The organism is Rhizobium sp. PRIMUS64, from assembly GCF_023006465.1.
Lineage (GTDB): Bacteria > Pseudomonadota > Alphaproteobacteria > Rhizobiales > Rhizobiaceae > Rhizobium > Rhizobium leguminosarum.
Map to the genome: position 1 here is coordinate 1 of NZ_JALBGX010000085.1, position 22662 is coordinate 22662.

Annotated in this window: 18 protein-coding genes and 4 pseudogenes; 5 read left to right on the forward strand and 17 right to left on the reverse strand. The window is 56.7% G+C overall.

Annotation, left to right across the window (positions count from 1 at the left end):
• Positions 1-660: 660 nt before the first annotated feature.
• From MOV76_RS26570 to MOV76_RS26580, 3 genes and pseudogenes are all read right to left on the reverse strand, one after another.
• Positions 661-861 (reverse strand): annotated as a pseudogene (locus MOV76_RS26570) (IS630 family transposase); the annotation flags it as partial.
• Complete coding sequence (locus MOV76_RS26575; RefSeq protein ID WP_040111853.1) at positions 848-1777, reverse strand: polyprenyl synthetase family protein; 930 nt, start codon at positions 1775-1777, stop codon at positions 848-850. The gene MOV76_RS26575 and the pseudogene MOV76_RS26570, both read right to left, overlap by 14 nt.
• A gap of 832 nt (positions 1778-2609) precedes the next feature.
• Positions 2610-2757, reverse strand: a pseudogene (locus MOV76_RS26580) (IS5/IS1182 family transposase); the annotation flags it as partial.
• 584 nt (positions 2758-3341) lie between these two features.
• Between MOV76_RS26580 and MOV76_RS26585 the strand changes: the two are divergent.
• The 5 genes and pseudogenes from MOV76_RS26585 (at position 3342) to hisC (ending at position 7794) form a co-directional block, all read left to right on the forward strand.
• Positions 3342-3845: a helix-turn-helix transcriptional regulator gene (locus tag MOV76_RS26585; RefSeq protein ID WP_040111852.1), complete on the forward strand. Its 504-nt coding sequence runs from the start codon at positions 3342-3344 to the stop codon at positions 3843-3845.
• Between the two features lie 903 nt (positions 3846-4748).
• On the forward strand, positions 4749-5255 hold the full coding sequence (locus tag MOV76_RS26590) for a helix-turn-helix domain-containing protein (RefSeq protein WP_040111851.1): 507 nt from the start codon (positions 4749-4751) through the stop codon (positions 5253-5255).
• Positions 5256-5784: 529 nt separating this feature from the next.
• Positions 5785-5913 (forward strand): annotated as a pseudogene (locus MOV76_RS40145) (adenylyl-sulfate kinase); the annotation flags it as partial.
• Between the two features lie 9 nt (positions 5914-5922).
• Positions 5923-6588 (forward strand): annotated as a pseudogene (gene cysC, locus MOV76_RS40150) (adenylyl-sulfate kinase); the annotation flags it as partial.
• A 102-nt stretch (positions 6589-6690) separates the two neighbouring features.
• Positions 6691-7794, forward strand: coding sequence for a histidinol-phosphate transaminase (gene hisC, locus MOV76_RS26605; protein WP_077991684.1), 1104 nt, complete (start codon positions 6691-6693; stop codon positions 7792-7794).
• Positions 7795-8238: 444 nt separating this feature from the next.
• Here the strand turns inward: hisC and MOV76_RS26610 are convergent, their stop codons facing one another.
• From MOV76_RS26610 to rpoN, 14 genes are all read right to left on the reverse strand, one after another.
• Positions 8239-9177, reverse strand: a complete 939-nt coding sequence (locus MOV76_RS26610; protein ID WP_012489553.1) for an SIR2 family protein — start codon at positions 9175-9177, stop codon at positions 8239-8241.
• A gap of 30 nt (positions 9178-9207) precedes the next feature.
• On the reverse strand, positions 9208-9420 hold the full coding sequence (gene nifT / locus MOV76_RS26615) for a putative nitrogen fixation protein NifT (protein ID WP_004678514.1): 213 nt from the start codon (positions 9418-9420) through the stop codon (positions 9208-9210).
• 4 nt (positions 9421-9424) lie between these two features.
• Positions 9425-9742, reverse strand: a complete 318-nt coding sequence (locus tag MOV76_RS26620; RefSeq protein ID WP_012489552.1) for a nitrogen fixation protein NifZ — start codon at positions 9740-9742, stop codon at positions 9425-9427.
• A gap of 64 nt (positions 9743-9806) precedes the next feature.
• Entirely contained in the window at positions 9807-10013 is a 207-nt protein-coding gene (locus MOV76_RS26625) for a 4Fe-4S binding protein (protein ID WP_012489551.1), read from the reverse strand.
• 34 nt (positions 10014-10047) lie between these two features.
• Entirely contained in the window at positions 10048-11526 is a 1479-nt protein-coding gene (gene nifB / locus MOV76_RS26630) for a nitrogenase cofactor biosynthesis protein NifB (RefSeq protein ID WP_011053432.1), read from the reverse strand.
• Between the two features lie 213 nt (positions 11527-11739).
• Complete coding sequence (gene nifA, locus MOV76_RS26635; RefSeq protein ID WP_077991685.1) at positions 11740-13431, reverse strand: nif-specific transcriptional activator NifA; 1692 nt, start codon at positions 13429-13431, stop codon at positions 11740-11742.
• 219 nt (positions 13432-13650) lie between these two features.
• Positions 13651-13950, reverse strand: coding sequence for a ferredoxin family protein (locus tag MOV76_RS26640; RefSeq protein ID WP_004678523.1), 300 nt, complete (start codon positions 13948-13950; stop codon positions 13651-13653).
• Positions 13951-13962: 12 nt separating this feature from the next.
• Positions 13963-15270: an FAD-binding protein gene (locus MOV76_RS26645; RefSeq protein WP_040111843.1), complete on the reverse strand. Its 1308-nt coding sequence runs from the start codon at positions 15268-15270 to the stop codon at positions 13963-13965.
• Between the two features lie 9 nt (positions 15271-15279).
• Positions 15280-16389: an electron transfer flavoprotein subunit alpha/FixB family protein gene (locus tag MOV76_RS26650; RefSeq protein WP_040111842.1), complete on the reverse strand. Its 1110-nt coding sequence runs from the start codon at positions 16387-16389 to the stop codon at positions 15280-15282.
• 15 nt (positions 16390-16404) lie between these two features.
• On the reverse strand, positions 16405-17256 hold the full coding sequence (locus MOV76_RS26655) for an electron transfer flavoprotein subunit beta/FixA family protein (RefSeq protein WP_040111841.1): 852 nt from the start codon (positions 17254-17256) through the stop codon (positions 16405-16407).
• 175 nt (positions 17257-17431) lie between these two features.
• Positions 17432-17815 (reverse strand): nitrogenase stabilizing/protective protein NifW, encoded by a 384-nt coding sequence (nifW, locus tag MOV76_RS26660; RefSeq protein WP_077991686.1) that lies wholly within the window; start codon positions 17813-17815, stop codon positions 17432-17434.
• Between the two features lie 339 nt (positions 17816-18154).
• Positions 18155-19351 carry a cysteine desulfurase NifS gene (nifS, locus tag MOV76_RS26665; RefSeq protein WP_077991688.1) on the reverse strand — a complete coding sequence of 399 codons (1197 nt, stop codon included), beginning with the start codon at positions 19349-19351 and terminating at the stop codon, positions 18155-18157.
• 969 nt (positions 19352-20320) lie between these two features.
• Positions 20321-20638 carry an iron-sulfur cluster assembly accessory protein gene (locus MOV76_RS26670; RefSeq protein WP_009995752.1) on the reverse strand — a complete coding sequence of 106 codons (318 nt, stop codon included), beginning with the start codon at positions 20636-20638 and terminating at the stop codon, positions 20321-20323.
• Between the two features lie 529 nt (positions 20639-21167).
• On the reverse strand, positions 21168-22619 hold the full coding sequence (gene rpoN, locus MOV76_RS26675; protein WP_011053429.1) for an RNA polymerase factor sigma-54: 1452 nt from the start codon (positions 22617-22619) through the stop codon (positions 21168-21170).
• Positions 22620-22662 lie beyond the last annotated feature (43 nt).

Here is a 22662-nt window from a genome sequence, read left to right on the forward strand (position 1 = left end):
CCAGGGTCTCACCGTCCACCCGGCTGCACCACGGTTGGCTTTGACCGCTTTGTAAGCTTCGTACACTTGCCGCTTCTCAATCCGAAACGGCTTGTCTGTCGTACCTATCGAAGTCATCCTGTTTCCAGTTGTTCCAAACAATGCGACCACCTGATCCGATCCCTTTGCTCCGGCCCCATTACAGGGCCCTCAACGCTCATACGGATCGGTCCGCCCCGGTCTCCTGCATCGGTACTCTCGCCTTACGGTTTCTCCGCTTGGGCTTCTCCCTTGGCATCAGGAGCCTGGTTCCTGCAGTTCCGCGTGAAAGCCTGTGTCCAACTCACGCCCCCTCTACGCCGGTCGCCGCCCGCCCAATCATCAGGCACCCGGCCGACTTGTCCCAGGATGACGAAACAGTCCTGGTTTCGACGACGCTTAGATTCATAACGGCGCGTCTTCGGAGGGTTCACTTTCGTTCGTCTTTCGGACACGCACCTGCTCGGATCTCGTCCGAACTTTTCATCCGACGCTCACCACCACGGCTCTTTATCGCAGCAGCTCGGACTGGTTTGAGACCCGCTCCTGAAAGCCGATCCCGGAGGGCCATCCTCCATCATTCACGCAGCTTCACGTTACGGGGTTAGCTCATACTGAACTCCTTCCGTGCCTCTGCAGCACACTTTCATCGATGAAGACCAGCCGGCTTGGATCGAGGCCAGCCTGCCAGGATCGCCAGCGCTGTCGCCGTCGCGCGACGTCAACTCGCGCCTGCTCAAGGGCGAACAGTGTTTTTTTGAACCGTAGCCCCTCGCGCCGCAGAAACTGCCATACGGTGTCGTGGGATATGCGTCCCGTAACTCGGTGCTCATAAAGGTGCGCAATCCAGCGCCGCCTGTTGAATCAGACCGGCTTTTCCCGGTCCCGCCACGCCTTTGCAAAGTGAATGATTTAGCCAGTCAACGAAGGACCGTTTGTGAGGGCTGGCAGGAATGGTGTCACCTATCTGTTCGAGGTACGCGTAAAATCTGGCGGCTGCGCTGTCCAATCCTTGGCCGCGAACGATACTGGGTCGATTCAGCTGCGTGTCCACGGCAGGCAATTTGCCAAGCACTTCTACGCGGCCGACTGTATCTGCGATGTCGTCGGCAATCTGATACGCATGCCCGAGCAATTCCCCCACCTTAGACCACGGAGCCGGATCAGCACCACTTACCAGGGCACCGCACGTGGCCGCCGCGACAAAGAGGGAGCCGGTCTTGTAATGGTGATAGCGGTCGATAGCGACGTGCGTCATTGCCTCCATCGACTGTCCGGCGATCAGTCCGTGACTGGGGCCGACCGCCTCCGCAACCACCTCGATCATGCGCCCGCCCAACTCAGGTGTTAGTGCAGCCTGCAAGCTGAGGTATTTGAAAGCCATCACGATCAAGGCATCGCCGGCCAAAACGGCGATAGGCTCTCCGAAAAGCCGGTGCACCGTCGGTCTGCCGCGACGTAGCGCGGCGTTATCGAAGCAAGGCAAGTCGTCATGCACCAACGAGGCACAGTGCAGCAATTCAATTGCTGCCGCGGCTCTTGTCGCCAGCTCAGGATGTTTTTCGCCGCACACATAGGAGACTTTCAAGCAGAGCTTGGGGCGCATCCGGGAGCCACCTGGAAACACTGCCGCGTCCAGCGCTCCACGCAAGTGAGCCGGCGCAGCCGGACTTAGAGCAGTATCCATGGCAGCTCGCAGCGCCTGCTCGATGAGCTTGTCGCTATCGCCAACCACGTCGGCTTGGTGATTCGAAGTCATATCGCATCTCCACTTTTGAGACGAAAACGAAAATTGGGCGTAGTCCAACCGGTGCCAAACGAAAGGCAAATTTCGCTGTGTCTCTTCAGGTTCTAGGCACCGTTAAATTTAGCGGATGCGGCCGCCAACATGCGGCACCGGCGTCACCAACGAAACCGCGTGCCAGTGGGAGCCTTAACTCGGCAAGGCGATCTCCCACTGGAATCCCTTGAAGCAGTCTCATTCGCGGCGACATGACATCTGGACGAATTCGGTTATTTCGATCGCGCGCGAAGAACATTGGCTCCGGCGGCGCTGTCGGCCAGAATGGCATCGCTCTCAACGTCTTGATCCAAAGCTGAAGAGGCTCCCGCGCTGAGCAGTGGCTGGTGACAAAGCTCTTTGGATCGGCTGCACGCCGCCGCGCGTGATGATCGCTGACGAGCTCCGTCGTACGGTACGACATGGGCGAAGATGGGCCTTACATCTAAAGGTGTTGGTCATCGTCGATAGTAACCACTGGAGCTTGGACCGGAACCATTGCCGGCAGAGATCTGGGCTCTTACAAGCAATTGGTGTGCCACCAGAGCATTGTTAGTGAATGTTCCAATGGCGACAGAAGGCGCCTTCCGGTGCTCACCGTGTGTCGGGAGTCTCGGATTGTGCCACTCCGCCTAGTATGTGAACACCGTCAACCTTGCGAGCGATCCGTCCGAAGGCCGACCCAGCATTGGGAGTGAATTGGGTCGAGCTCACAATGCACGTCGGCGCTTGCATCATGCCAGCCTGTCAATGTGCGCGATCGCACACGACTGTCAGCTTTGCGTCAATTACGATCGAACCGATGCTTTTGACGTTTCACGAGGTTACGCTGCCGATAGACCCAGCGTGAGAAGACGACTGAGCCCTTCCTGTTGTTCTTCGTCGCGATGTTGCCGAGCCTTACACTCGACCGGCTTGGCGAGGATTTCGGCGCTGCCGTAGCCCTTGTCGGCCGGCAGGAAACCGTTTCGAGAAGTCGGTCCCCGACCGCCTTTTGCTAGCGGACTAAAAGGTCGGAGCAGGTGGATCTATACAGCGCTTTCTTTCGAAGCCCTGGTTGAAGGAGGCGGAATTTTCAGAGAGCATCGAACCTACACGCTAGCGGGAGCGGTAACCGATATGGGTTCTTGGCTGAGTGATTTCCAGCACGGCGGAGCTTTCCCAGCTAGCCAAATGGGATATCGTGGGACGGGGAAACGGATCGGTTTTCGAGGATTATTTCTTATCGTCCTCAACGAAGACGGCTTAGAAGATGTTGAGCATTGAATGTGAATTTTCGCTCAAATTCGACGCAACCTAGATGATTCAGTGGCGGGTGCGACCATAGCCGCCTCATCTTTCATGGAACTGGGCGACCGGTCTAGCGAGCCTGTTTTGCATGCATTCATGAAGCAATTTGGCTAAACCCTCAAATATTTGCTATAACGCAAAAAATGCCCAAAATGGGTATTTAAAACGGTTGTAGTGTGGCGATGACACGTGGTTCAAATCGGTTCAGGTTGGCTCAAGCCTACAACGAGTGGCAGGAAAACAGGGACGTGCGGTGACGGAAGATCTAGCAAGCTACAGAAGTTCGAGAGGCCTCGTCAGCACCGCCGATCCGGAGGTTGACAAGGCGATCTATCGAAAGCCGGGCTTCGGCGGCGAAATTACATCCCTGGGTCACATGGAGGAACTGATCAGCGCGTTCCTGAAAAAGACACGCCAAGCGCAGGGCCTGTCTCGCGCGGACGTTGCTCCAATGCTTGGTCTGTCCATCCCTGTATACGGACGCTACGAGCGGGCATTTTCCAAAATGACTGTTACTCGGATGATCCATCTGTGTGAGATTCTTGGCTTCATGCCTATCGATATGATCTTTGAAGCTGCGCCACATCTTTGGGGCCGCACATCGGAGGAGGCCGAGGATTGTCTCACACTGGCGAGGATTCTCAGGAGACTTCCGACCGGCACGACGCGCGACCTAATTCGGCTCCTGCAGCGAATGATCCCCGATGACGACGAGAGCGACAGAGGTATCAGTGATGTAGCGGAGACCGTGAAGTGATCTGGGTTTGTCTATGACGCCCCTGACCAGTAGCAGTGTTGGTGATAGCCGGGTATCGCAGCCGACGCGCTGTCGTCGGTGTGCAGACACCCGCAATCTCACAACTTAGTTTTTCACTCGTTTTCCGTCTGATCAACAATACGCGGCGATTGCGCAATATTCGATCGTTGGTTGGCGTCGATCTCGCTCGATGCTCGAGCGATTTGTCGGCGAGCGACGCCAAGTCTATTTGCATGCGCTTTGCTTCGACAGTAGGGTCTGTCATCAACTCCCTCATTGGGTTCTCCTGTGTGGGTATTCGAGCTGCCGGCGCGCATGCTTTGATTTCAAATTGCCAAATCTAAGCCCGTCCTCTCCGCGCCTCTGTTCCATCGCGCCGATCCTTTTTGCCATTCGGCTCGGAAATAGCCATTCGACATCACGATCAGGTTCCGCGAAAACGGGGGCGAGTCGCTGAGACTGGAAACGCTGTTCATGGCTGTCGCCGTTCAGAGGTACTATGAGGGCATCGCCTAGAGCAGCCAACACGCGCAGCCTTGATTGGTTTGCCGTGAACCGAGAGTCTCCGCGTGCAGGACAAAAGGCCACCATGCCCGCACACGACGTCCCTAGTGCTAGACGAGGAAATGCAGTGACCGTTATCACCAAAATCACTGAAGGCATTCAGTGCCAATTTGGCGCAAGTGGATAATCCTTGCGTGAAGCGATTTCGGTGTGAGCTATATCTATGTACTTGCGATCAATGATATATTTTGGTAAACGATAGCTATCGGGTGAGGTTCGCCTGGACCAAAATGCGCCAAATGAGATCGAAATCGAAACATTGGTGGTTTCAAGCACATCACTTTCCGTATAAAGTGCTCTGGCGCATTTACCTCAGTCGGAGCAATGTCAGGACCATCATTGAAGCAATGGATTAATGAACTCGGTTTGCAACAAGTCGATGATCCAGGCATAGACAAGCCGGTCTATCGAAAACCTTTTGACGGACGGATTGCACTTAGCGCCGAACTCGAAAACTTGATCAGCATCAGCCTTCGCGAAGCCCGCGATAAGCGAAAACTACCGCGCTCGAAACTGGCGCCCTTGCTTGGCATCACTAAGCAGGTCTACGGCCGGTACGAAAATGGAGTATCCCGCTTGACCGTGAGCCGACTGATTCATCTGTGTGAGGTTTTGGATGCCACTCCGGAAGAGATTATCGCCCCGGCGGCACCTTATCTTTGGGGCGAAACTGAAACCAAAGCGGTTCTGCTGCTGGCTACTATCGTGAAGTTGCGGACTTTCGATGAAGAGATCTTGCAAGATATTTTCAGCTTACTAAGCCGCATAGACGAGACCGGTAGCGATAGCGGCGATCGTGCCGTGAAAGTCGCGTCTACCAGCGCCACTGCAGACGATCGCAAATAGGACGTAGATCGCTAGCGTCAATAAACAGAACGTGCGTCCCTGATGAAGTTCTATCAGAAACCGCGACCAACGCTCGCGCCGTTGCAGGTTGCCGAAGCAAGCTTTGCGCAGGCGGTTAGGACTAGCAAGCGGCCGTTCATCGCCAAAGCACTCCGGGACATAGGTGGGTAAACGGGGGGCGCAGTTGGGTCAACTGGTCCAACTCATCCCTGCTTTCGGCCGCTGGAGGGGACGCGCGGTCGTCTTTACGCGGCAAGTGCCAGGGAGGTCACATCAAAGTCTAAGAAACCCGTATATTCAACATACAAAGCATCGATAATTCCATTCATGCAATCCATTTTACCAATCTCCCGTGATGATGCATTAGGAATGATCTCAGACGCGAGTGACGGCGAAACATTTGACGATCCGGACTGGCTATAGCGCGAACCCGAGCAACGGCGCCGACATGCAGCGGGGTGGCCGCTGCTTCGATCGCACAATGCGTGCTTCAAAAACAGCAGCAGGAAATACCAAAGGAGGTCTTTGCATGCGTTCTGAGGTGCGGTGGAAGCTGTGCTGGGAAAACGAGCTGAAACTCATCGACCATGTCGATTCTCCCGAGTTCTTTCGCAAAGCCTATGGGCCGACCGGGGTCTTCAATTTCAGTGGCAGCCAAAGCTGGGCAAGGCGCGCCGACAACGCGCATTGGCAGGCGACCGGCGCTGACAAGGGCGCGCGCGGCGATGAAGAGTCAGCGGCCAGCCGTCCTTTAGTTCACTGGACTTTCCGGCTCCGGCAAGTCGCCAATGCGCTCGACCGGCTGCTGCATGCCCACGGGAAGCACACCTACATCCTCGACGGCGACAACGTGCGCCACGGGCTCAATCGCGACCTGGGCTTCAATCAATCCGATCGCGTCGAGAACATCCGCCGCGTGCCGAGGTCACCAAGCTGATGGCCGATGCTGGGCTGATCTTCCTCGTATCCTTCATCTCGCGTTCCGCGGCGAACGCCGGATGACTCGCGAACTGATGGAGGAGGGGGAGCTTATCGAAATCTTCGGCGACACGCCGCTCGAGGAATGCGCGCGACGCGGTCCGAAGAGGAAGGCGCTTGCCGGCAAGATCGCCAATTCCACCCGAGTTTCCTCGCCGTACGAGATCCTGGGAGCCCTGAGTTACATCTCGAAACGGTTGGCCACGACCCTGCGGAGTTGGCGTTTGAGATCGAACAGTTCCTCGAAAGGCGAATGGAGCAAGTACGCATGAGTGTGAGAGTGGGGAGGCTTGACCATTGGCGGCTTGAGGCGGCCGCGGCGGTCCCTGGCCTATTAACTACGCGGCGACCGTAGCAGCCCGCAGGCGGCCGCGCCAACGTCCGATGCGATGTTGGCTTCAACAGGAGACAGCCGATCACGCGCTCACGACTCGGCTTACTGAAACGGAGAAAAGATATGGCTGATGCAAAGCTGCAAGCCGTGCTTTCGGCTCTTTCGCCGATGGCGAGACAGCTAAATGCGCTACCCTCCAATCAACCGGGGCGAGATGCGAACTTCGTTAGACTAAACACGAATGAGAATCCGTTTCCGTTGCCGATGATGGTGTTGCAAAGTGCGCTGGCGGCCCTCGAACGGCATTATCTGTATCCCGAAGATGACAATCTGAGCTTGCGCGACGCAGCCGCCAGCGCGTATGGCCTCTCCCAGGATCAGGTGGTCGCCGGGAACGGCTCGTCGGAGCTGCTTGGGCTCATCTACAGAGCATTCCTCGACCCGGGAGATAGCGTTGCGATGATATCGCCAGGTTTTTCCTTTAACCGCAAACTGGCCAAGTTGCAGGGTGCCAGATTTCTCGAAATCGAATGGGGCGAGTCTTATTCTCTGCCAATCGAGCAGCTGCTTCTTGGTCCAGCAAAAGATGCAAAATTCATACTGCTGGCCAATCCGAACAATCCAACGGGAACATTCGTTCCGGTGGCTGAAATCGACCGCCTCGTCGCGCAATCGGACCAGTTGATAGTGGTGGATGAAGCGTATGTCGACTTTGCACCCGATGATGCCCTGCGCCTAGTCGATCGTCATCCAAACCTTCTAGTATTGAGAACACTTTCGAAAGGCTTTGCAGCCGCGGGAATTCGCGTCGGTTTCGGCTTTGGTCATCCCGAACTTATTGGGAGGCTACGCAACCTGCAAAATGTCTTTAACATGAACGTGATCGGCCATGCGGTGGGCATTAGTATCCTTTCGCACCGCGCCGACTACGACGAGAACCACAGATATATTAAACATGAAAGACACAGAACGACCACTGCCTTGTCTCAATTGGGCTTTTCTGTCATTCCCTCCCACACAAACTTTTTGCTAGCTCGGGTGCCACCCGGACGAGATGGCAAATGGTGGCAAGCGTCTTTGGATAGGCAGAACATACTTGTAGCCGTCTTTCCCGATGCCGGTTTGGAAAATTTTATCCGCGTCAGCATCGGCACCAGAACCCAAATGGACGCGTTCCTTTCAGCCGCCAGGGACATCATTTCTGGAAGTATGAAGACGCAGAGCTAGGCGGTTAGAATTATTGGCCACACTGCTTGTCACTTGGAAACACCAAGTATCGAAGTCCATATTGTGGGATAAAGATCACAAATAAGCGCAAGACCGTAAAGCGTGTGCCGTCTCGATCCCGTTGATTACGCGTGTTATTGGCGCACGAGTGGAGCACCCGGTGGCCGATGCGAGGCTTATTTCTGGCGATTCGGCCGCGGCTCTGCCGCTGTATTGGGAATGGTTTAGGTTTCTTCATAATCGGTCCTTCGCATTGACATTGAGCGAACAGTAATCTGCGGTCGTCGCCGATCTTCCGTCGATCACCTGCGACAGAACCTCGATCCGCTAAAGATCACGCTCGCTCATCGCCATTGATCCCACCCGCAATCCCCTACGCCAGCAAACGTGGGCAGTATGGCATTCGAACTTGGCAGAAACAGAACTTTTTCAATCTGCGGCACTCTAGCCGCTACAGAGATTCGAAGCGGGAGCCGTGCGGCCATGGTCACCATCCGCCTTGCTACCAAATGGTACAAGCAGAGCCGCGGCTTCGCCGATCGGCAGGTCGACCACCGTGATTCCGCTTGCTGCAAGGAAACGGCGCTCGTTTTTGGTAAGGCCTTCCGCATCAAGTACTGCAAAGTGGGGGCCGTGAGAGCGCTTGATGATCTGTCGAGCGTAGATCCGGAGCATCTGATCGTTGAAGCGGCAGCCAATGAAAAGAAAACCGCGATCTATACGCCGTTCTTTCACCATTCCAGGTATTGGCGTCTGGATATCGATTTCGGTTAGGACTTCCACGTAATCGGAATCGGACACCAGAAAGTTCGAAGCTGGTATAACACTGCCGTACGGCGCATAGAGGACCGTCTTTGGCGCTGCGACGCATTCGACGTCTCTCCCGGACAGATCGTAAGTTTTTGTCCAAATGTCGCCGCCGCCGTTTGCACGCGTGACGCCCTGAATCTCGACGACATCCGTTCGACCGGTCTTCGCGAAAGCCGCACGCATTGTCCCGTCGTACCAACCGTCGACGATAAGGGAGAGCGGCAGCGTTGCGAGCCAGTCGTGGAGGGCGGTCGGCGCCACGGGTGCTCCAAATATTTCTGCCATCCAGGCCTGAAGCGTCCGGCGATGCCGTCGCTGTTCAATAAACTGCGCGACTGACCACATATTGCTGCGTATCCTGGAAGGGGCAGGTGTGCGTTCGTTGAGTGCCGCGGAGACGGCTTCCGGGGTGTCCGGTACAGGTGGTTCCGTGGATTGCAGCCGAAGGAGATCCGGACCGAGATAGGGAACGATCCGATCCGCAGCGAGCGCTTCCTGAAGCAGCCTAAGTCTTTCTTCGGCGTCACCGTTGCGAATGATCAGGAGACGGTCCGAGGTCAAAATTTTATTCATGCTGTTTTCTCTTACCTCTCGTTTGCAGCATCAGTCCTCGTCAGGAATCTTCCTTGCGTGGACGGTGATCGGCAGAGGCGTATCCCGCGATAGCTTGGGCAAGACGAGTCTCCAGCCGTTCCTGAGAGTGATCGTGCCGCCCCACATGTCATCAGCCTCGACATCTACGATCGGCTCTTCGAGATCTTTCTTTGGTACGTAAGCCGACAAGCCGGCGCTCGTTCTGCGAATCATTATCTTCATGTCGCTATTCCTTCGTTGGGGGCCCCGCGATTTCAGCAGCGCCGCAAGCAGCGGCGTTGTCTAGACTCGTCAGTTCACGGGCACGCATGCCGACGATAGTGCCACGTTCGACCCATTCGACGGCATAGATGTAAAACTGCTGGAGAAAGGTGCCGATGTCGCGCACATAGCCTTCGTCGCCCTTCCGCACCAAACTTTCCCCAATTTTTTTGCCAGCATAGGTGCCGTCATTCTTTACGTGAAGTCTGGCCCGCACCCGCTCGCCGGGTGTAAATCGTGGAGGCCTGTGGATTTCGACCTCCTGTTCACGTCCAAGGCCCATGGGCATTCCTCCTTGCAGGATATCATTGAAGGCTTCTCCGCAGGAGCCCCGACCATGCTGAAGGTCAAATCGCAGGTGCGGCGAGGACGCAGGTCTTCGGCACGGGGCAAACCTCCGCGCATTGCTGCGTTTCGAAGGTACCCTTGCATTCGGTGCATTTTTCCGGGTCGATAACGTAGATCTCACCTTTGAACCTGATCGCACCGGAGGGGCATTCGAACTCGCAGGCACCGCACTGGGTGCATTGGGACGCTATGATCCTGAAGGCCATTTTTAAACTCCTGAAGATGTTGGATTAAGAGCGCTCACGCCGTCGCCGCTTGTGGTTCGACGCCAAACTTGGCGGCGTAGAGGGTGCCGATGGCGGTCTCGATGTAGTCATAGCAATAAGCATCCGTTGCCCGAACCCCGGCCTCCATGAGCTTAGTCTTAGGGCACTCCCCGATCTTGGCGCATAGCACGACGTCAATACCGACCAGCGCAGTTATGATGCCGTCGAGGGTGGCTTCCTCGCCCCTGCCTCCGAGGCAATACTGTTCGATCTTGCGATGCCCGACGTAGGTGATGCCTCTCGACGAAGCTTCGTATACTTGGAACTCCTTCGCATGGCCGAAGTGCTCGTTGATGCGACCGCCACCCTTTGTCGCGACCGCGACGTGGAGGGACCCATCGCCGGCTGCTTTGACTGTCTCGATTGCCTCGCTCTTGGCGGTCGCGTGATCGCCGCGTTCGCGGGCGATCACTTCCCGATAGGCCTCGCGCTTACGGGCGTCATAGGTGATCTCTCCGGGAAGCTGGTCGAGTGCGAACTCCTGGCCCCGATCATCCCCAAGCAGGCCGACGGCATCGGCCCTACACTGCCGGCAATGGCGCATTAGCTTTGCGCCGCCTTCGAGACGATCCTGGAGCGCCTTCAATTCGAGCGCCCGCGGGCCGCGCTGTCCGGTCAAGCCGTAGTAGGTGCCATGGGCCGGATCGGAAATAAGCGGCATGACGTTGTGCAGGAACGCCCCCCGCTCCTTGACCCATTTATTTACCTCGACCAGGTGTTCGTCGTTGACACCAGGAATCATCACCGAATTGACTTTGGTGATGATGCCGCACGCGGTCAGCATCTCCAGGCCCACCATTTGCCGCTCGTGCAGAATTCTCGCAGCTTCGATGCCGGTGTAACGACGGTTGCGGTAAAAGATCCAGGGATAGATCTTTGCGCCGATTTCAGGGTCAACCATGTTGATCGTAATTGTCACGTGATCGACATTCATGTCGACAAGTTCGGCGACGTGATCCGGCAGCGCAAGCCCGTTGGTGGAGATGCACAGCTTGATGTCGTGGATCTCCCCCGCAACTCGTTCGAACGTTTCCTTTGTCTTCTTCCAGTCGTAACAGGCATCGCCCGGTCCGGCGACACCCAGCACGGAAAGCTGCGGCACTTCGTTGGCGACGGCAATGACCTTGCGCAGCGCCTGGTCTGGCGTCAACTTTTCCGAGACGACCCCAGGGCGGCTTTCGTTGGCGCAGTCATATTTACGATTGCAATAGTTGCACTGGATATTGCAGGCTGGTGCGACCGCGACATGCATGCGCGCGAAATAATGGTGAGCCTCTTCTGAATAGCAGGGGTGGTTTTTGATCTTCGCCCAGATAGCCTGGTCCACGTCGGCCGGTTTTGTGGACACGCCACATGACGAGGATGTGCAGCCACTCGGTTTCGCGGTCGCCAGCAATTGATCCAAGGATGTCGTGCTGGTCGCACTTTCAAGCGAAATCATCGGTGCGGACATTGAGTGCTCCGTTGCTAGTTGACGTCGCCTTTCAAAACGCAAAAGTCATGCCATCCCAAGGACGGGATTTGCTTCAACAATTTGCATTTGTTGTTCGATTCCGACCGTGTTCGGACACAGATTTGTCGAGCTTCCGACAGTCGACAAAAGAGTTGTCCGTAAGCCACCAAACCAGGCATTGGAAATCGAGAAGGTCCAACATCACCCAGGCGCTTAAAGCTTTTTCACCTCGACGCGATGCTGGCGTAGAGCATAGCCGACCTGACGAGGCGTAAGGCCGAGAATACGAGCCGCTTTGGCCTGAACCCACCCGGCTTTTTCCATCGCCTCGATCAGCCGGTCCCGTTGCGTGAGGCGCGACTCCATTGCTGGACAACCGGAACCGTTCGGATCACAAGCCTTGACGGAAGATACCTCGTCCGACGCACCGATGCTCCCGTCCGACCGCGGCGATGAAGTCGGCATCACATTGCTCCGGGCATGCCTATCGACGGTGATGCCGCCGGGCGACCCGTCGGTTCTTTTCCAGAGGAGCGACGAAAGGCACTGGCTGTTCTTGCAGGCAAAATCAGACGAAACGATCGAGCTTGAACGCGCAAGGGTGGCAGTCCTTCGCACGCAGTTTTCGAGTTCCCGGACGTTACCTGGGAAATAGCATTGCGACATCACCTCGATCGCCGACGACGAAAACGTCAGCTCGCGTTGGTTCTCCTTGTTGAATCGGTCAAGAAGAGCTTTCGCAAGGCGTGGAATATCGCCGGGTCGCTCTCGAAGCGGCGGCAGGACAATTGGAACTACGCTGATGCGGTAATACAGGTCGGCCCTGAATTCGGCGTTTGCAACAGCCATCTCGAGGTTCTTATTCGTGGCGCATATGAGCCGGACGTCGACCGCAAGCGTCTTAGTTCCGCCCACCCTCTCCAGTTCGCCTTCCTGTAGGACGCGCAGCAGTTTGGCTTGAAAGGCGGGCGAAATCTCGCCAATCTCGTCAAGCAGAAGCGTTCCGCCATTTGCCAGTTCGAAGCGTCCGGCGCGCTGCGCGATGGCCCCGGTGAAAGCCCCCTTTTCATGCCCAAACAGCTCCGATTCCAGGACGCCTTCAGGCAGCGCGGCGCAGTTCAATTTGACGAACGGCTTGTTTCGACGAGGGGAAAGTTCATGGATCGCCTGTGCAAAAAATTCCTTGCCGGTGCCGCTTTCGCCCCGCAGAAGCACGGTGGAATTCGTCCTCGCCACCACCGAGACGGTTTCAACCACCTGCTGGAGAGCCGGGCTATCCCCGACAATCCCGCCGATTTTGGCGGGTGGATGTCGGTCCGGCGCGCCCCTTTGCGCGATGATCGGCTTCTCCGGTCTCTCTTGTTCGCCGATAGGTCGCCGACCCTCCAGGTTCAGGAAACGATGAAGCCGGATCGTCCGACTGACCAAATTGGCGACCATGGTCAGAAAGCGAACGTCCTCGTCGGCAGGGAAGGGGGCGGCGTCGTTCCTGACGCGATCGATCGATATTGTGCCAAGTATTTTATTATCGGCTTTTACCGGAACGCCAATAAAAGAAATTGGGACGGTGCCGCTGCTCCAAGGCGGTTGCGGCTCAGCCTGAAATAATTCGGACTTGCTGACATCCTTTATGATGAAGGGCATACCGGTCGTCGCGATATGGTCGATTACGGCCTTCGGTATAACGCCTCGAGCGGCTGATTGAGAGGATGTGGGGATGTCGCCAGTTGCGGCAATCTCGGGCTGACCTTCAGCGTCCAGAACAACGATTGCTCCGTGTCGAATTTGCAGAAAGGAAGAGAGGACGTTCACGACGTTGGCAAGCGTGATCTCTAGCCGGGCGGGGGCAGTCAGTACCTTTGATATCTCGTAGATTCCGCTGCGCTGCGTGCCCGCCTGGCGCATAGGTCCAGCAGGTAGGGCAGATAGGGGTTCCACTCCATCGACCGGTCGGGCGGGCATGTGGGTCATTATATGGCCTTGGTTGTCTAACGTTTCTTATAACCCCTGCTTGCATGTATATATAGTAATTTCTAATGCCCATCCGCAACGCGCACCTCTGCAAGTTTCCGATGCGCCTGTCTGCAAACCCAAGTTGGTTCTAAATCGTGGAGTTGCAAACCTTTATCCGAACTTGAAGAGAACGCCGAAACCGCCTCTCGGATAGTTCCACTCGATATCTCCACTTGCCTCGCAGAGTACGCGGCACGTGCCGCACTCCATGCACCCGTCGGCGATAACCTCCACTTGGCCCTGGTCATTCAATTCGTAGCACTTGGCCGGACAGACACTTGTGAGGGCATACAGATTTACGCTTGGCCAATCGTGTGGACGCACCCTAATATGCGGGCGTCCGGCATCGACCACATATCGATTTTGGTAAAGCTTGTCCTCTACGCGTATGTTCGTCACTGCAACCGTCATCTCATCTCTCCTTTATCGCCACGCGCGCGCCAAGCGGACCGCATCACCAAACAGCCCCCAGCGCGAGCGTGCCTTGATGAAGGTGGCCGTGGTCGCCCGTTCCTTGTCGATCTTCGGGGTGCCGTCGACTCGCACAAAGTTCTGTGCGGCCTGCGACAGCAACCTTGGATAAGTCGTGAAGAAATTGCGGGAATTGGTGTGCAGCAGGGCAGGCATGTCCTTGTATTTCCTCAAGTCTTTGATAACGAAGGACTTTTCAAGCATCGACTTGTAAAGGGAGAGGTTCTCCTTGACCATCGGCTTTTTGCGATTCTTGATCTGGACGATTGCTTCGCCGGCGATCCGCCCCGACGTCATGGCGAGGTTGGACCCCTCGCGGTGCACCGCATTATTAAGTTGTGCCGCGTCGCCGACGACGACCCAGCCGTCACCAAAAAGCTGCGGAATTGCCTTGTAACCACCTTCTGGAATGAGATGCGCCGCATATTCCTTGACTTCCGCTCCTGCGATCAGCGGCTTGACCGACGGATGGCTTTTGAATTTTTCGAGCAGCTCATAAGGACTTTCCATTGTTGCCGCGAATTCGGAGACAAGGCAGCCAATGCCGATCGAGATCGATTCTTTGTTGGTGTAGAGGAAGGCAAGCCCGGCCATGTTGCGAGAGATCGTGCCAACTGCCTCGATGACGCAGCCTTCATTGGCCTTGAGGCCGAACCGCTGGTCAATTACCTCTTCGGCCAGGAAATGCATTTCCTTGACGGCGAGCGCGACAGTTTCCGGTTTTGGCGTGTCACGCAATCCAGCACGCGTGCCGAGCAGCCCATTGACGCCCTCTGCGAGAACGACCACGTCAGCAAGAATCACGTCGCCGGCGCGGTCGGTGCGAACGCCAATCACCTTGCCCTTTGGATCACGAACGAGTTCCGTCACGGTCGTCTCGCATAGAAGCGTCGCTCCGGCCTCGCGCACCTTGCGTGAAAACCATTTGTCGAATTGGGCGCGAATGACCGTGTAGCGATTGTGTCTCGACTCGTTGAAGTCGTCCGACCGGTATTGCATACCGATGTGGGACGAGTCGTCCATCATCCAGAAGCGCTGCTCGACTAAGTGCCGCTCCAGAGGCGCATCATCCCGGAAGTCCGGCAGGATTTTCTCCAGCATGTCCGCGTACATGATGGCGCCCTGCACATTCTTGGAGCCCGGATACTCGCCACGCTCCAACTGCAGCACCTTCATGCCGCGGCTCGACATCGTGTAAGCAGCTGCGTTTCCGGCCATGCCGGCCCCGATAACTATGGCGTCGAAGTTTTCCTCAGTCATGGGGCGCCCTCAGTTTGCAAGCTTATCGCGACTGTGCGGCGACAGTCGATGGGTGAAGAGTTCCGTCAATGACGGCAGTAAACGGATCGCATCGGTGACGACGCCGAGGTGGGCGAAATCAAAAATCGGCGCGTTAGGATCGGTGTTAATGGCTAAAATAAGATCAGCTCCCTCGACGCCAACGCGATGCTGGATGGCGCCGGAAATGCCAGCCGCTATGTAAAGCTTCGGCCGGATAGTTTTGCCAGTTTGGCCGATCTGCCGATCAGCAGGCATCCAGCCCTTTTGGACGAGGGGGCGCGAACAGCCATAATCGGCCCCGATCGTCCGCGCGAGTTTCTTCATAAGCTTCACGTTCTCCACCGCCCCGAGACCGAGGCCTCCAGCAACCACGACGTCCGCATAGGCGAGATTCGCCGTCGCCGACTGGCCATCGGACAAGAAACCGAGGACCTTAGTGACGATCTCTTCCTCGATCATCGACACTTTGTGTTGAATGACGCGTCCGATCTTATTATTCCCGCGCGGCGGCATGGCCATGACCCTCGGCCGGACCGTTGCCATCTGCGGCCGGCAGTTGAGCGTGTAGATCGTGCAAAGCAAGGAGCCGCCGAAAGTCGGCCGGGTCGCCGCAAGCGAGCCGTCCGCATCCACATCAAGTTCGGTGCAATCCGCCGTGAGCCCTGTCAACAAGGTCGTCGCCACGGAACCGGCAAGGTCGCGCCCGAGCGTCGTTGCCCCTAAAAGAAGGATTTCCGGTTTGTAGTTAGTAACCAGATCCGTCAATGCTTTGGTGAAAGGCTCATTTCGGTAGTCGGCGAGCAGTGGGGCCTCGACGAGGTAGGCCAGGTCGGCACCATAAGCAAAAGCCTCGGCGATGGCAAACCACGTGGCCTCTCCCGGTGGTCCGAGAACGACGCCGGCAAGCTGGACGCCCAGCTTGTCGGCGAGCTTGCGGCCTTCGCCGAGCAGCTCGAAGGAGACGGGATGGACCTGATCGCGCTCCAGCTCGATGAAGACCCAAACGTGCCGATGGTCCTTAAACTGAAGGGGCAGCTCTTTCTTCATGGCGGCACGGCCAGCGGCTGGAGGAGGGCTCTCTCGATTCGTGCTCAACATCGTCGCTCCTTGCCTTCACGCTTCGCCGTCAAAGGCGAGTTCGCTTTCGAGCGCCGGCTGGCGCAAAAAGATCCCAGCGATCAACTCCTCGGCGAGATCGCGCGGCGTTTTTTCCGCGGTGTCGATCTGCTCCGCCTTTTCCGCCCGCTCAGGAGGGGCAAAGACCCTCTTAACGACGGTTGGCGAGCCACGCAGGCCGCACTTGGTGAGGTCCTCTATGCCAGCGTCGGCCGCATTCCACTTCACGATCTGGCTGCGCGCGGCCCGTAGCGCGTCGTCGAGCGAGCCGCGGCGGATTTCGTTTGTGCCTTCGAGCATTGTAATTAGACAAGGGAGCTTGCTCATCAGCGTCTGCGTGCCCCCTTCCGAGCGGCGCTCCACCGTAATCTCGCGCCCATTGATGTCGACAGAGACGATTTTGGCAACATAGGTGAGCTGCAGGAGGTCGAGGCGCTTGGCGATGCCAGGCCCAACCTGGGCGGTATCGCCGTCGATGGTCTGTTTGCCCGTAAAGACGATATCGGGCGTACCGAAGGCCTCTCCGATCTTCGCGATGGCTCGCGAAAGAGCAAACGAGGTCGCCAGAGTGTCGGAGCCGGCAAAATGACGGTCGGTCAAGAGTACGGCGCGGTCGGCGCCGTAGGTGAGCGCCTTGCGCAACGCGTCCTCTGCCATGGGCGGCCCCATGGTGAGCACGGTCACCTCGCCGCCATGGCGGTCGCGCAACTGGAGCGCCTCTTCAAGGGCGAACAGATCATAGGGGTTGATGATGGTTGGCACCCCCTGACGCATGATTGTGTTCGTCACCGGATGCACTCTTATTTGTGCAGAGTCCGGTACCTGTTTGATACAGATAACTATGTGCATGGCGGTTTCTTACTCCCTCCCTCTATGGGTGGCGGGCTTGCAGTACATATGCTTGCGTGCATCATTCGTGCCAACCGTTTGGCGTTCGCTATCTCATTGAAATGGCTTTGATTCCGACGTTGCTAGCATTTGACTGAATTGTAAGCTTCCCTACATTGTCGTGTCGCAACCGTGCTCATTCCTTTTCGAACGGCTTCAGGAAGGAGTCCAACGGGACAACGGTGCGGCCGGGTGTGACAGGTCTGTCCGGATTGTGGTCCTTGAGCACCTTGAAGACCCGGTGCGAGAGCGGCGCGGAGGTCGCGAAATCACAGTAGGCCCTTTCCAGTATGGCACGGGCACGAGCAGCGATTACCCGGTCAGGGAGATGGGAGAAGTCCTCTGCCGCGAGGTATTGGCCCATACGCTTCATGATATGGAGTCGCGAGACATCGAGAACCTTCGGGTCATAGGGGACCCCTAGGGCTGCGAAGAACTCCTCCGCAGCCGAGAGACATTTCAGCCGATTGAGGATGTCTTTGACATCGACGGGACTGCTGTCAGCGGAGCAACGGCACATAAGATTCCCCCTGGTCGTGAGCGGTGATCGCGAGACCGTTCTCCCGTAGCTTAAGCTGCAACGTACGGAATGCGTGGTTCGACGCGGCTAGGCGCAAGGCAGTCGCGTTGCAACTGAAGTCGGCATAGGCTGGTGGTCGAGTGCTATCCACCGATGGTGTCGAGAGATTGATTAAGATGATATGGCGCTGGGCCCCCTCCATGAACACGCATGGGCGGTGAACCGGCGATCTATGTGACTGAGAGCCCCGGCTTTTACCTGATCGTTCATACGATGCCGGTGCCGTCATGCAGGTCGTATCGGTGAAAAGGAATTGCCGTTTCATGAGCGTGCCTGCTCCTACTCCCCTGAACGAACCCGGCTGCTCGTGTCGGCCACGTGGCCGGAACGGGATTGGCTCCGGAGCCTTTCAACGATGCCCGGTAAAACTTCGAGCACCCGGTCGACATCCTCGTCACAGTTATCGCGCGAGAACGAGAAGCGGATTGTTCCGTGCGCCATAGCATGAGGGATATCCATTGCCCTCAAGACATGGCTCGGCTCCAGCGAACCGGAGGAGCAAGCAGAGCCGGAAGAGCAGGCGATGCCATAGCGGTTGAGAAGAAGGAGCATACTGTCTCCTTCGAGACGTTGAAAGGCGATGTTCGCAGTGTTCGGCAACCTCTTAAGCCTATCGCCGGTTACGAAGGCGCCTGGAACACGCTGGACAATGCCGTTCTCCAATCGATCTCGGAGCGACTTTAATCGGGTCCTCTCGTCGTCTATTGATTCCAGGGCGAGTTCGGCAGCCTTGCCTAAACCTACAATCCCGGCCGTATTTTCTGTCCCTGCGCGTCGGTCGCGCTCCTGATGACCTCCCTTGATCAGTGAGGAGAAAGATAAGCCCCGCCTGAGATAGAGTGCACCAATGCCTTTTGGTCCATGGAATTTGTGTCCGGACAACGAAAGCATGTCGATTGCAGTAGGTTGGAGGTCCATTGGAACCTTGCCGACCGCCTGGACCGCGTCGGTGTGGAAAAGTGCACCGATTCTCTTGGCCATCTCGGCAAGCTTAGCGACCGGGAAAATGGTTCCCGTCTCGTTGTTCGCCCACATGATCGAAGCAATCGCTACACGATGAGTGAGGGCGGTCTCATAGGCGTCAAGATCGAGACGTCCATGTCGATCCACTGGGATCCTGTGTACCTTAATGCCGCGCGTCTTCTCCAGATGGCCGCAGAGTGTCAGCACCGCTGAATGCTCGACTGCGGAAGTCACGATCTCTGTGCGCTCAGGCATCACCTCCAGCGCCGAAAGGATCGCCGCATTGTCGCTTTCCGTCCCCCCCGAGGTGAACACGATCTCATGATCGAACTCGGCGCCGATCAGCGCTTGCAATTGCCGGCGCGCCTTCCTCACCGCCTCGCGGATGGAGGAGCCAAAAGCGTGCGTCGACGAAGGGTTTCCAAACTGATCCGCAAAGAACGGCAGCATGGCTTCAACCACTTCAGGATCGACTCTGGTCGTTGCATTATTGTCGAGATAGATCGCTCTCATGGGTGGATCTCGACTGAGGGGAAGCGGTGACAATGCTGCGGCGTCTTGCACATGCTGTTGTTTGATAGCCTCGGGCAAGCAGCGCGGGGTGGAGTCGTGCGATGGCGCGTCACGCGATCTTGTTGGCATCGATAACGTCGCATAGCCGCCATCAGTAGGAAGGGAAGAACGTTGTGCGCTCGCGCCTTTTCCAACGGTTGGATTCGCCGCGGCTGCTTAACTAGATGGGTCGCCAGCTTAGCTTGTCGCTGAGAACTGAACTGTTGCAGGCTGCGGCGATTTTTAGACCCTGTCCTACGCGATTGCCGGCTACAACATCCATTTCGACCCTGCCAATTTCTCCAGGCCTCAGATTTCTGTTGTGACGGTCTGATCGTCCTCCTCTGCCGGAACGAGGCTTTCGACGACCAGTATTGTATAAACCGCTGACACGTCTTCGACGGCTTGAACGAGTGTCGTCCGTCTACTGCCAGATCTAGCGAAGTGAGCGACTTGGTCATGAAATCAAGCCTCTTGACACGCACGCGTCTTCGCTCACCTTTCCTCGGCGCGGAACTGCTTGCAGAGGGGGCGTCTCCTTTGGAATCCTGGCCCGGATGCCCGCCAAAAAATTTTGCTGCCTCAGGATAATCCGTTGATGAGCAGACCTTTCTCTCCGGCAGCAAACCGCTTAAAAAGCCTGCTGTCTCCTGACGGACGGTTTGAGGCGCTTCGGCGGGCTTTAGGGTTATGAGTTCGGCCAGCGCTGGCGAGAAGGCGGTCGCTGGGTTGGAACGCAAGGACGACGGCGTCACCAGAAACGCTTCCACCGTTGGATCGACTCCAATTATCAATTCAGGCCCTCTACCGTAGGAAACTGCCCCGGTCTCGCTGAGGGGATTTTCCTGCACGCCGTCGTTCTTCGGATTGAAAAAGGAAACCATGACCTTTTCGCAATAATTCCGCATGGCTCTCTCGCTTTCTCGGTGATCAGCCGAAGGATTTGCCGCAAGTGCAGTTCTGGTGCGCATTGGGATTGTCGAAGACAAAACCGGAGGTTTCTGGTCCCGTCACGAAGTCGATCGTCATGCCGTTGATGTGTGCTTGCGAGTCTGCGTCAACGAACACCTTGACCCCATTTGTTTCGATCACCGCGTCGCCCTGGCCCTGGACGCTTTCTAGCCCCACCAGGTATTTGTAGCCGGCGCATCCACCTGCCTCGACCGCGATGCGAAAGCCTTCCGCCTGCTCGGCTCGGGAAAGCGTTACGTTCATGATGGCGGCGGCATTCTCTGTGAGCTTGATCATGGGATGATTCCTTTTTGTTCGATGGCGCATTTTCGGATTACCGTGCATGCGTCGTGCCAAGCGGTGAGGAAGGCCAAGAGTTCGATCAGCCCGCGTGTTGTATTCCTGCGTCGTCGAACATCGGAGATCTCGAAAGCGCGCCAACTCCAGAACGTCTGCCCGCGTATCTCCGTCTATCATTTTCGGTTGAGGCTCTCGTTGCCGCCGCACCGAAATCCCAGCGGTTCGGCGAAAATGAATGGGAGGCGACAACTGCTTCTAGATTTGTCGCTTGCGCGACATAAAAATTCTGCACGAGTTTTCGTGATTAACCGCTTAGCCCCTAAGCGCTTGGGCTATGGAACAGACATCTAATCTTTTCTGGAACGTCAGCTTAAGCGGCCGGAACAACTTTTGAAGCTCCCGTGACGAGGCTGCGGTCGCCAGCCCATATGAAGTCGATCCTCCATGGAGAGGACTAAGCACAATGTCACATGTGCCTCAGTTCCGCGGTTTTTGGGAAAAGGGCATCACCTACGGTACAAAGGACTTATCCCTCCGCGGCCGCCAGTACAAACCGTTTCTCCCGCCGGCGTTGCGCGGACGAGGGGATGTTCATCGCCTCGCGATATTTGGCGACTGTGCGGCGAGCAATGTCGACGCCTGTTTCCTTGAGCTTGGCAACGATGCCATCGTCGGACAGCACATCATGGAGCGTCTCTGCGGCAATAAGTGCCCTTATCTGATGGCGCACAGCTTCGGCCGAGTGCGCGTCACCGCCTTGTGAGGACGGGATCGCGACGGTGAAAAAATACTTGAGCTCGAACACGCCGCGGGGCGTGAGAATGTATTTGTTCGACGTTACCCGACTTACAGTGGACTCGTGCATGTCGATCGCGTCAGCGATGGTCTTAAGATTGAGAGGGCGAAGATGAGCAATGCCATCTTCCAAAAAGACATCCTGGTGGCGCACGATTTCGGTCGCCACCTTAAGGATCGTCGTGGCGCGCTGATCGAGACTCCGAACCAACCAGCTCGCGCTCTGGAAGCATTCGTTCAGGAATGACTGATCTTTCGAGCTTTGGGCGGTTAGGCGAGTAACTTGCGCAAAATAGGTTTGGTTGATCAGTACCTTGGGCAAAATCTCCCGATTAAGCTCGACGTGCCATCCGCCTCCCGGCGAGGGTAGGACGAAGACGTCGGGTATGATGGATTCCGACCTTGCGGACTGGAACTGGTTTCCAGGCTTTGGGTCAAGTGCACGAATTTCGTTCAACATATCGAGAAGGTCGTCTTCATCGACCCGGCAACGTCGCTTCAGTGCTCGAAAATCGCGTCGCGCAAGCAACTCGAGATTTGCGACCAGAGCTGCCATGGCCGGGTCGAACCGGTCTCGTTGGCGCAACTGAATCTCGAGGCATTCGCCCAGACTTCGCGCAAATATGCCCGGCGGGTCAAATAGCTGCAAAGCCTCAAGAACCCGCTTCACTCCAGCCTCAGGGCTATTTAGCCTCTCTGCTAGCTCCAGAAGGTTCACTTGCAGATACCCAGTGTCATCCAGATGGTCGGCAAGCGCGCCAGCAATCAGCCGCTCCTGGGGTGTGAAGGCAGTGAGGGCGATCTGATGGGCGACATGTTCGTGCAATGTCTCAGTTGAGGCGGCGAACTCATCCAGGGAAGGCCTTTCCCCCGGCGAAAGGTTGCCTGTGTCACGGATTGATTTCCAGGGACTAGACAGCTCAGGCATGTCCGTCCTGGCCGGTCCATCAACGTGGTCTTCGCGTGCGCTGATATTTGGATCATCCGCCGCAGTTGGCGATACGCCAGAAGCCCCGCCGTCATTCGACGCCAGGTCGAGAAATGGGTTCTTCTCGATTTCCTGTTCCACGAACTGATTCAGTTCGGTGTGCGCCAGCTGCAGCAAGCGAATAGACGCGATGAGCTGGGGCGTAATAACCAGCGATTGCTGCTGACGCTGATGAAGGCTTGTAAAGGACTTCATGGTTCGAGCAAAACTCCTATCATTCGGCGCAGGTGTGCACGAC

Excerpts from the sequence above, each read along its gene's own strand:
- MOV76_RS26625 (WP_012489551.1), bottom strand. The coding sequence starts at position 10,013 with ATGGCCTTCAGGATCATAGCGTCCCAATGCACCCAGTGCGGTGCCTGC.
- nifA (WP_077991685.1), bottom strand. The coding sequence starts at position 13,431 with ATGCGCCAGGCGGGCACGCAGCGCAGCGGAATCTACGAGATATCAAAG.
- MOV76_RS26640 (WP_004678523.1), bottom strand. The coding sequence starts at position 13,950 with ATGACGGTTGCAGTGACGAACATACGCGTAGAGGACAAGCTTTACCAA.
- MOV76_RS26620 (WP_012489552.1), bottom strand. The coding sequence starts at position 9,742 with ATGGGCCTTGGACGTGAACAGGAGGTCGAAATCCACAGGCCTCCACGA.
- nifB (WP_011053432.1), bottom strand. The coding sequence starts at position 11,526 with ATGTCCGCACCGATGATTTCGCTTGAAAGTGCGACCAGCACGACATCC.
- MOV76_RS26610 (WP_012489553.1), bottom strand. The coding sequence starts at position 9,177 with ATGAATAAAATTTTGACCTCGGACCGTCTCCTGATCATTCGCAACGGT.
- MOV76_RS26575 (WP_040111853.1), bottom strand. The coding sequence starts at position 1,777 with ATGACTTCGAATCACCAAGCCGACGTGGTTGGCGATAGCGACAAGCTC.
- nifS (WP_077991688.1), bottom strand. The coding sequence starts at position 19,351 with ATGAGAGCGATCTATCTCGACAATAATGCAACGACCAGAGTCGATCCT.
- MOV76_RS26645 (WP_040111843.1), bottom strand. The coding sequence starts at position 15,270 with ATGACTGAGGAAAACTTCGACGCCATAGTTATCGGGGCCGGCATGGCC.
- nifT (WP_004678514.1), bottom strand. The coding sequence starts at position 9,420 with ATGAAGATAATGATTCGCAGAACGAGCGCCGGCTTGTCGGCTTACGTA.
- hisC (WP_077991684.1), top strand. The coding sequence starts at position 6,691 with ATGGCTGATGCAAAGCTGCAAGCCGTGCTTTCGGCTCTTTCGCCGATG.
- rpoN (WP_011053429.1), bottom strand. The coding sequence starts at position 22,619 with ATGAAGTCCTTTACAAGCCTTCATCAGCGTCAGCAGCAATCGCTGGTT.
- MOV76_RS26650 (WP_040111842.1), bottom strand. The coding sequence starts at position 16,389 with ATGTTGAGCACGAATCGAGAGAGCCCTCCTCCAGCCGCTGGCCGTGCC.
- nifW (WP_077991686.1), bottom strand. The coding sequence starts at position 17,815 with ATGTGCCGTTGCTCCGCTGACAGCAGTCCCGTCGATGTCAAAGACATC.
- MOV76_RS26670 (WP_009995752.1), bottom strand. The coding sequence starts at position 20,638 with ATGATCAAGCTCACAGAGAATGCCGCCGCCATCATGAACGTAACGCTT.
- MOV76_RS26655 (WP_040111841.1), bottom strand. The coding sequence starts at position 17,256 with ATGCACATAGTTATCTGTATCAAACAGGTACCGGACTCTGCACAAATA.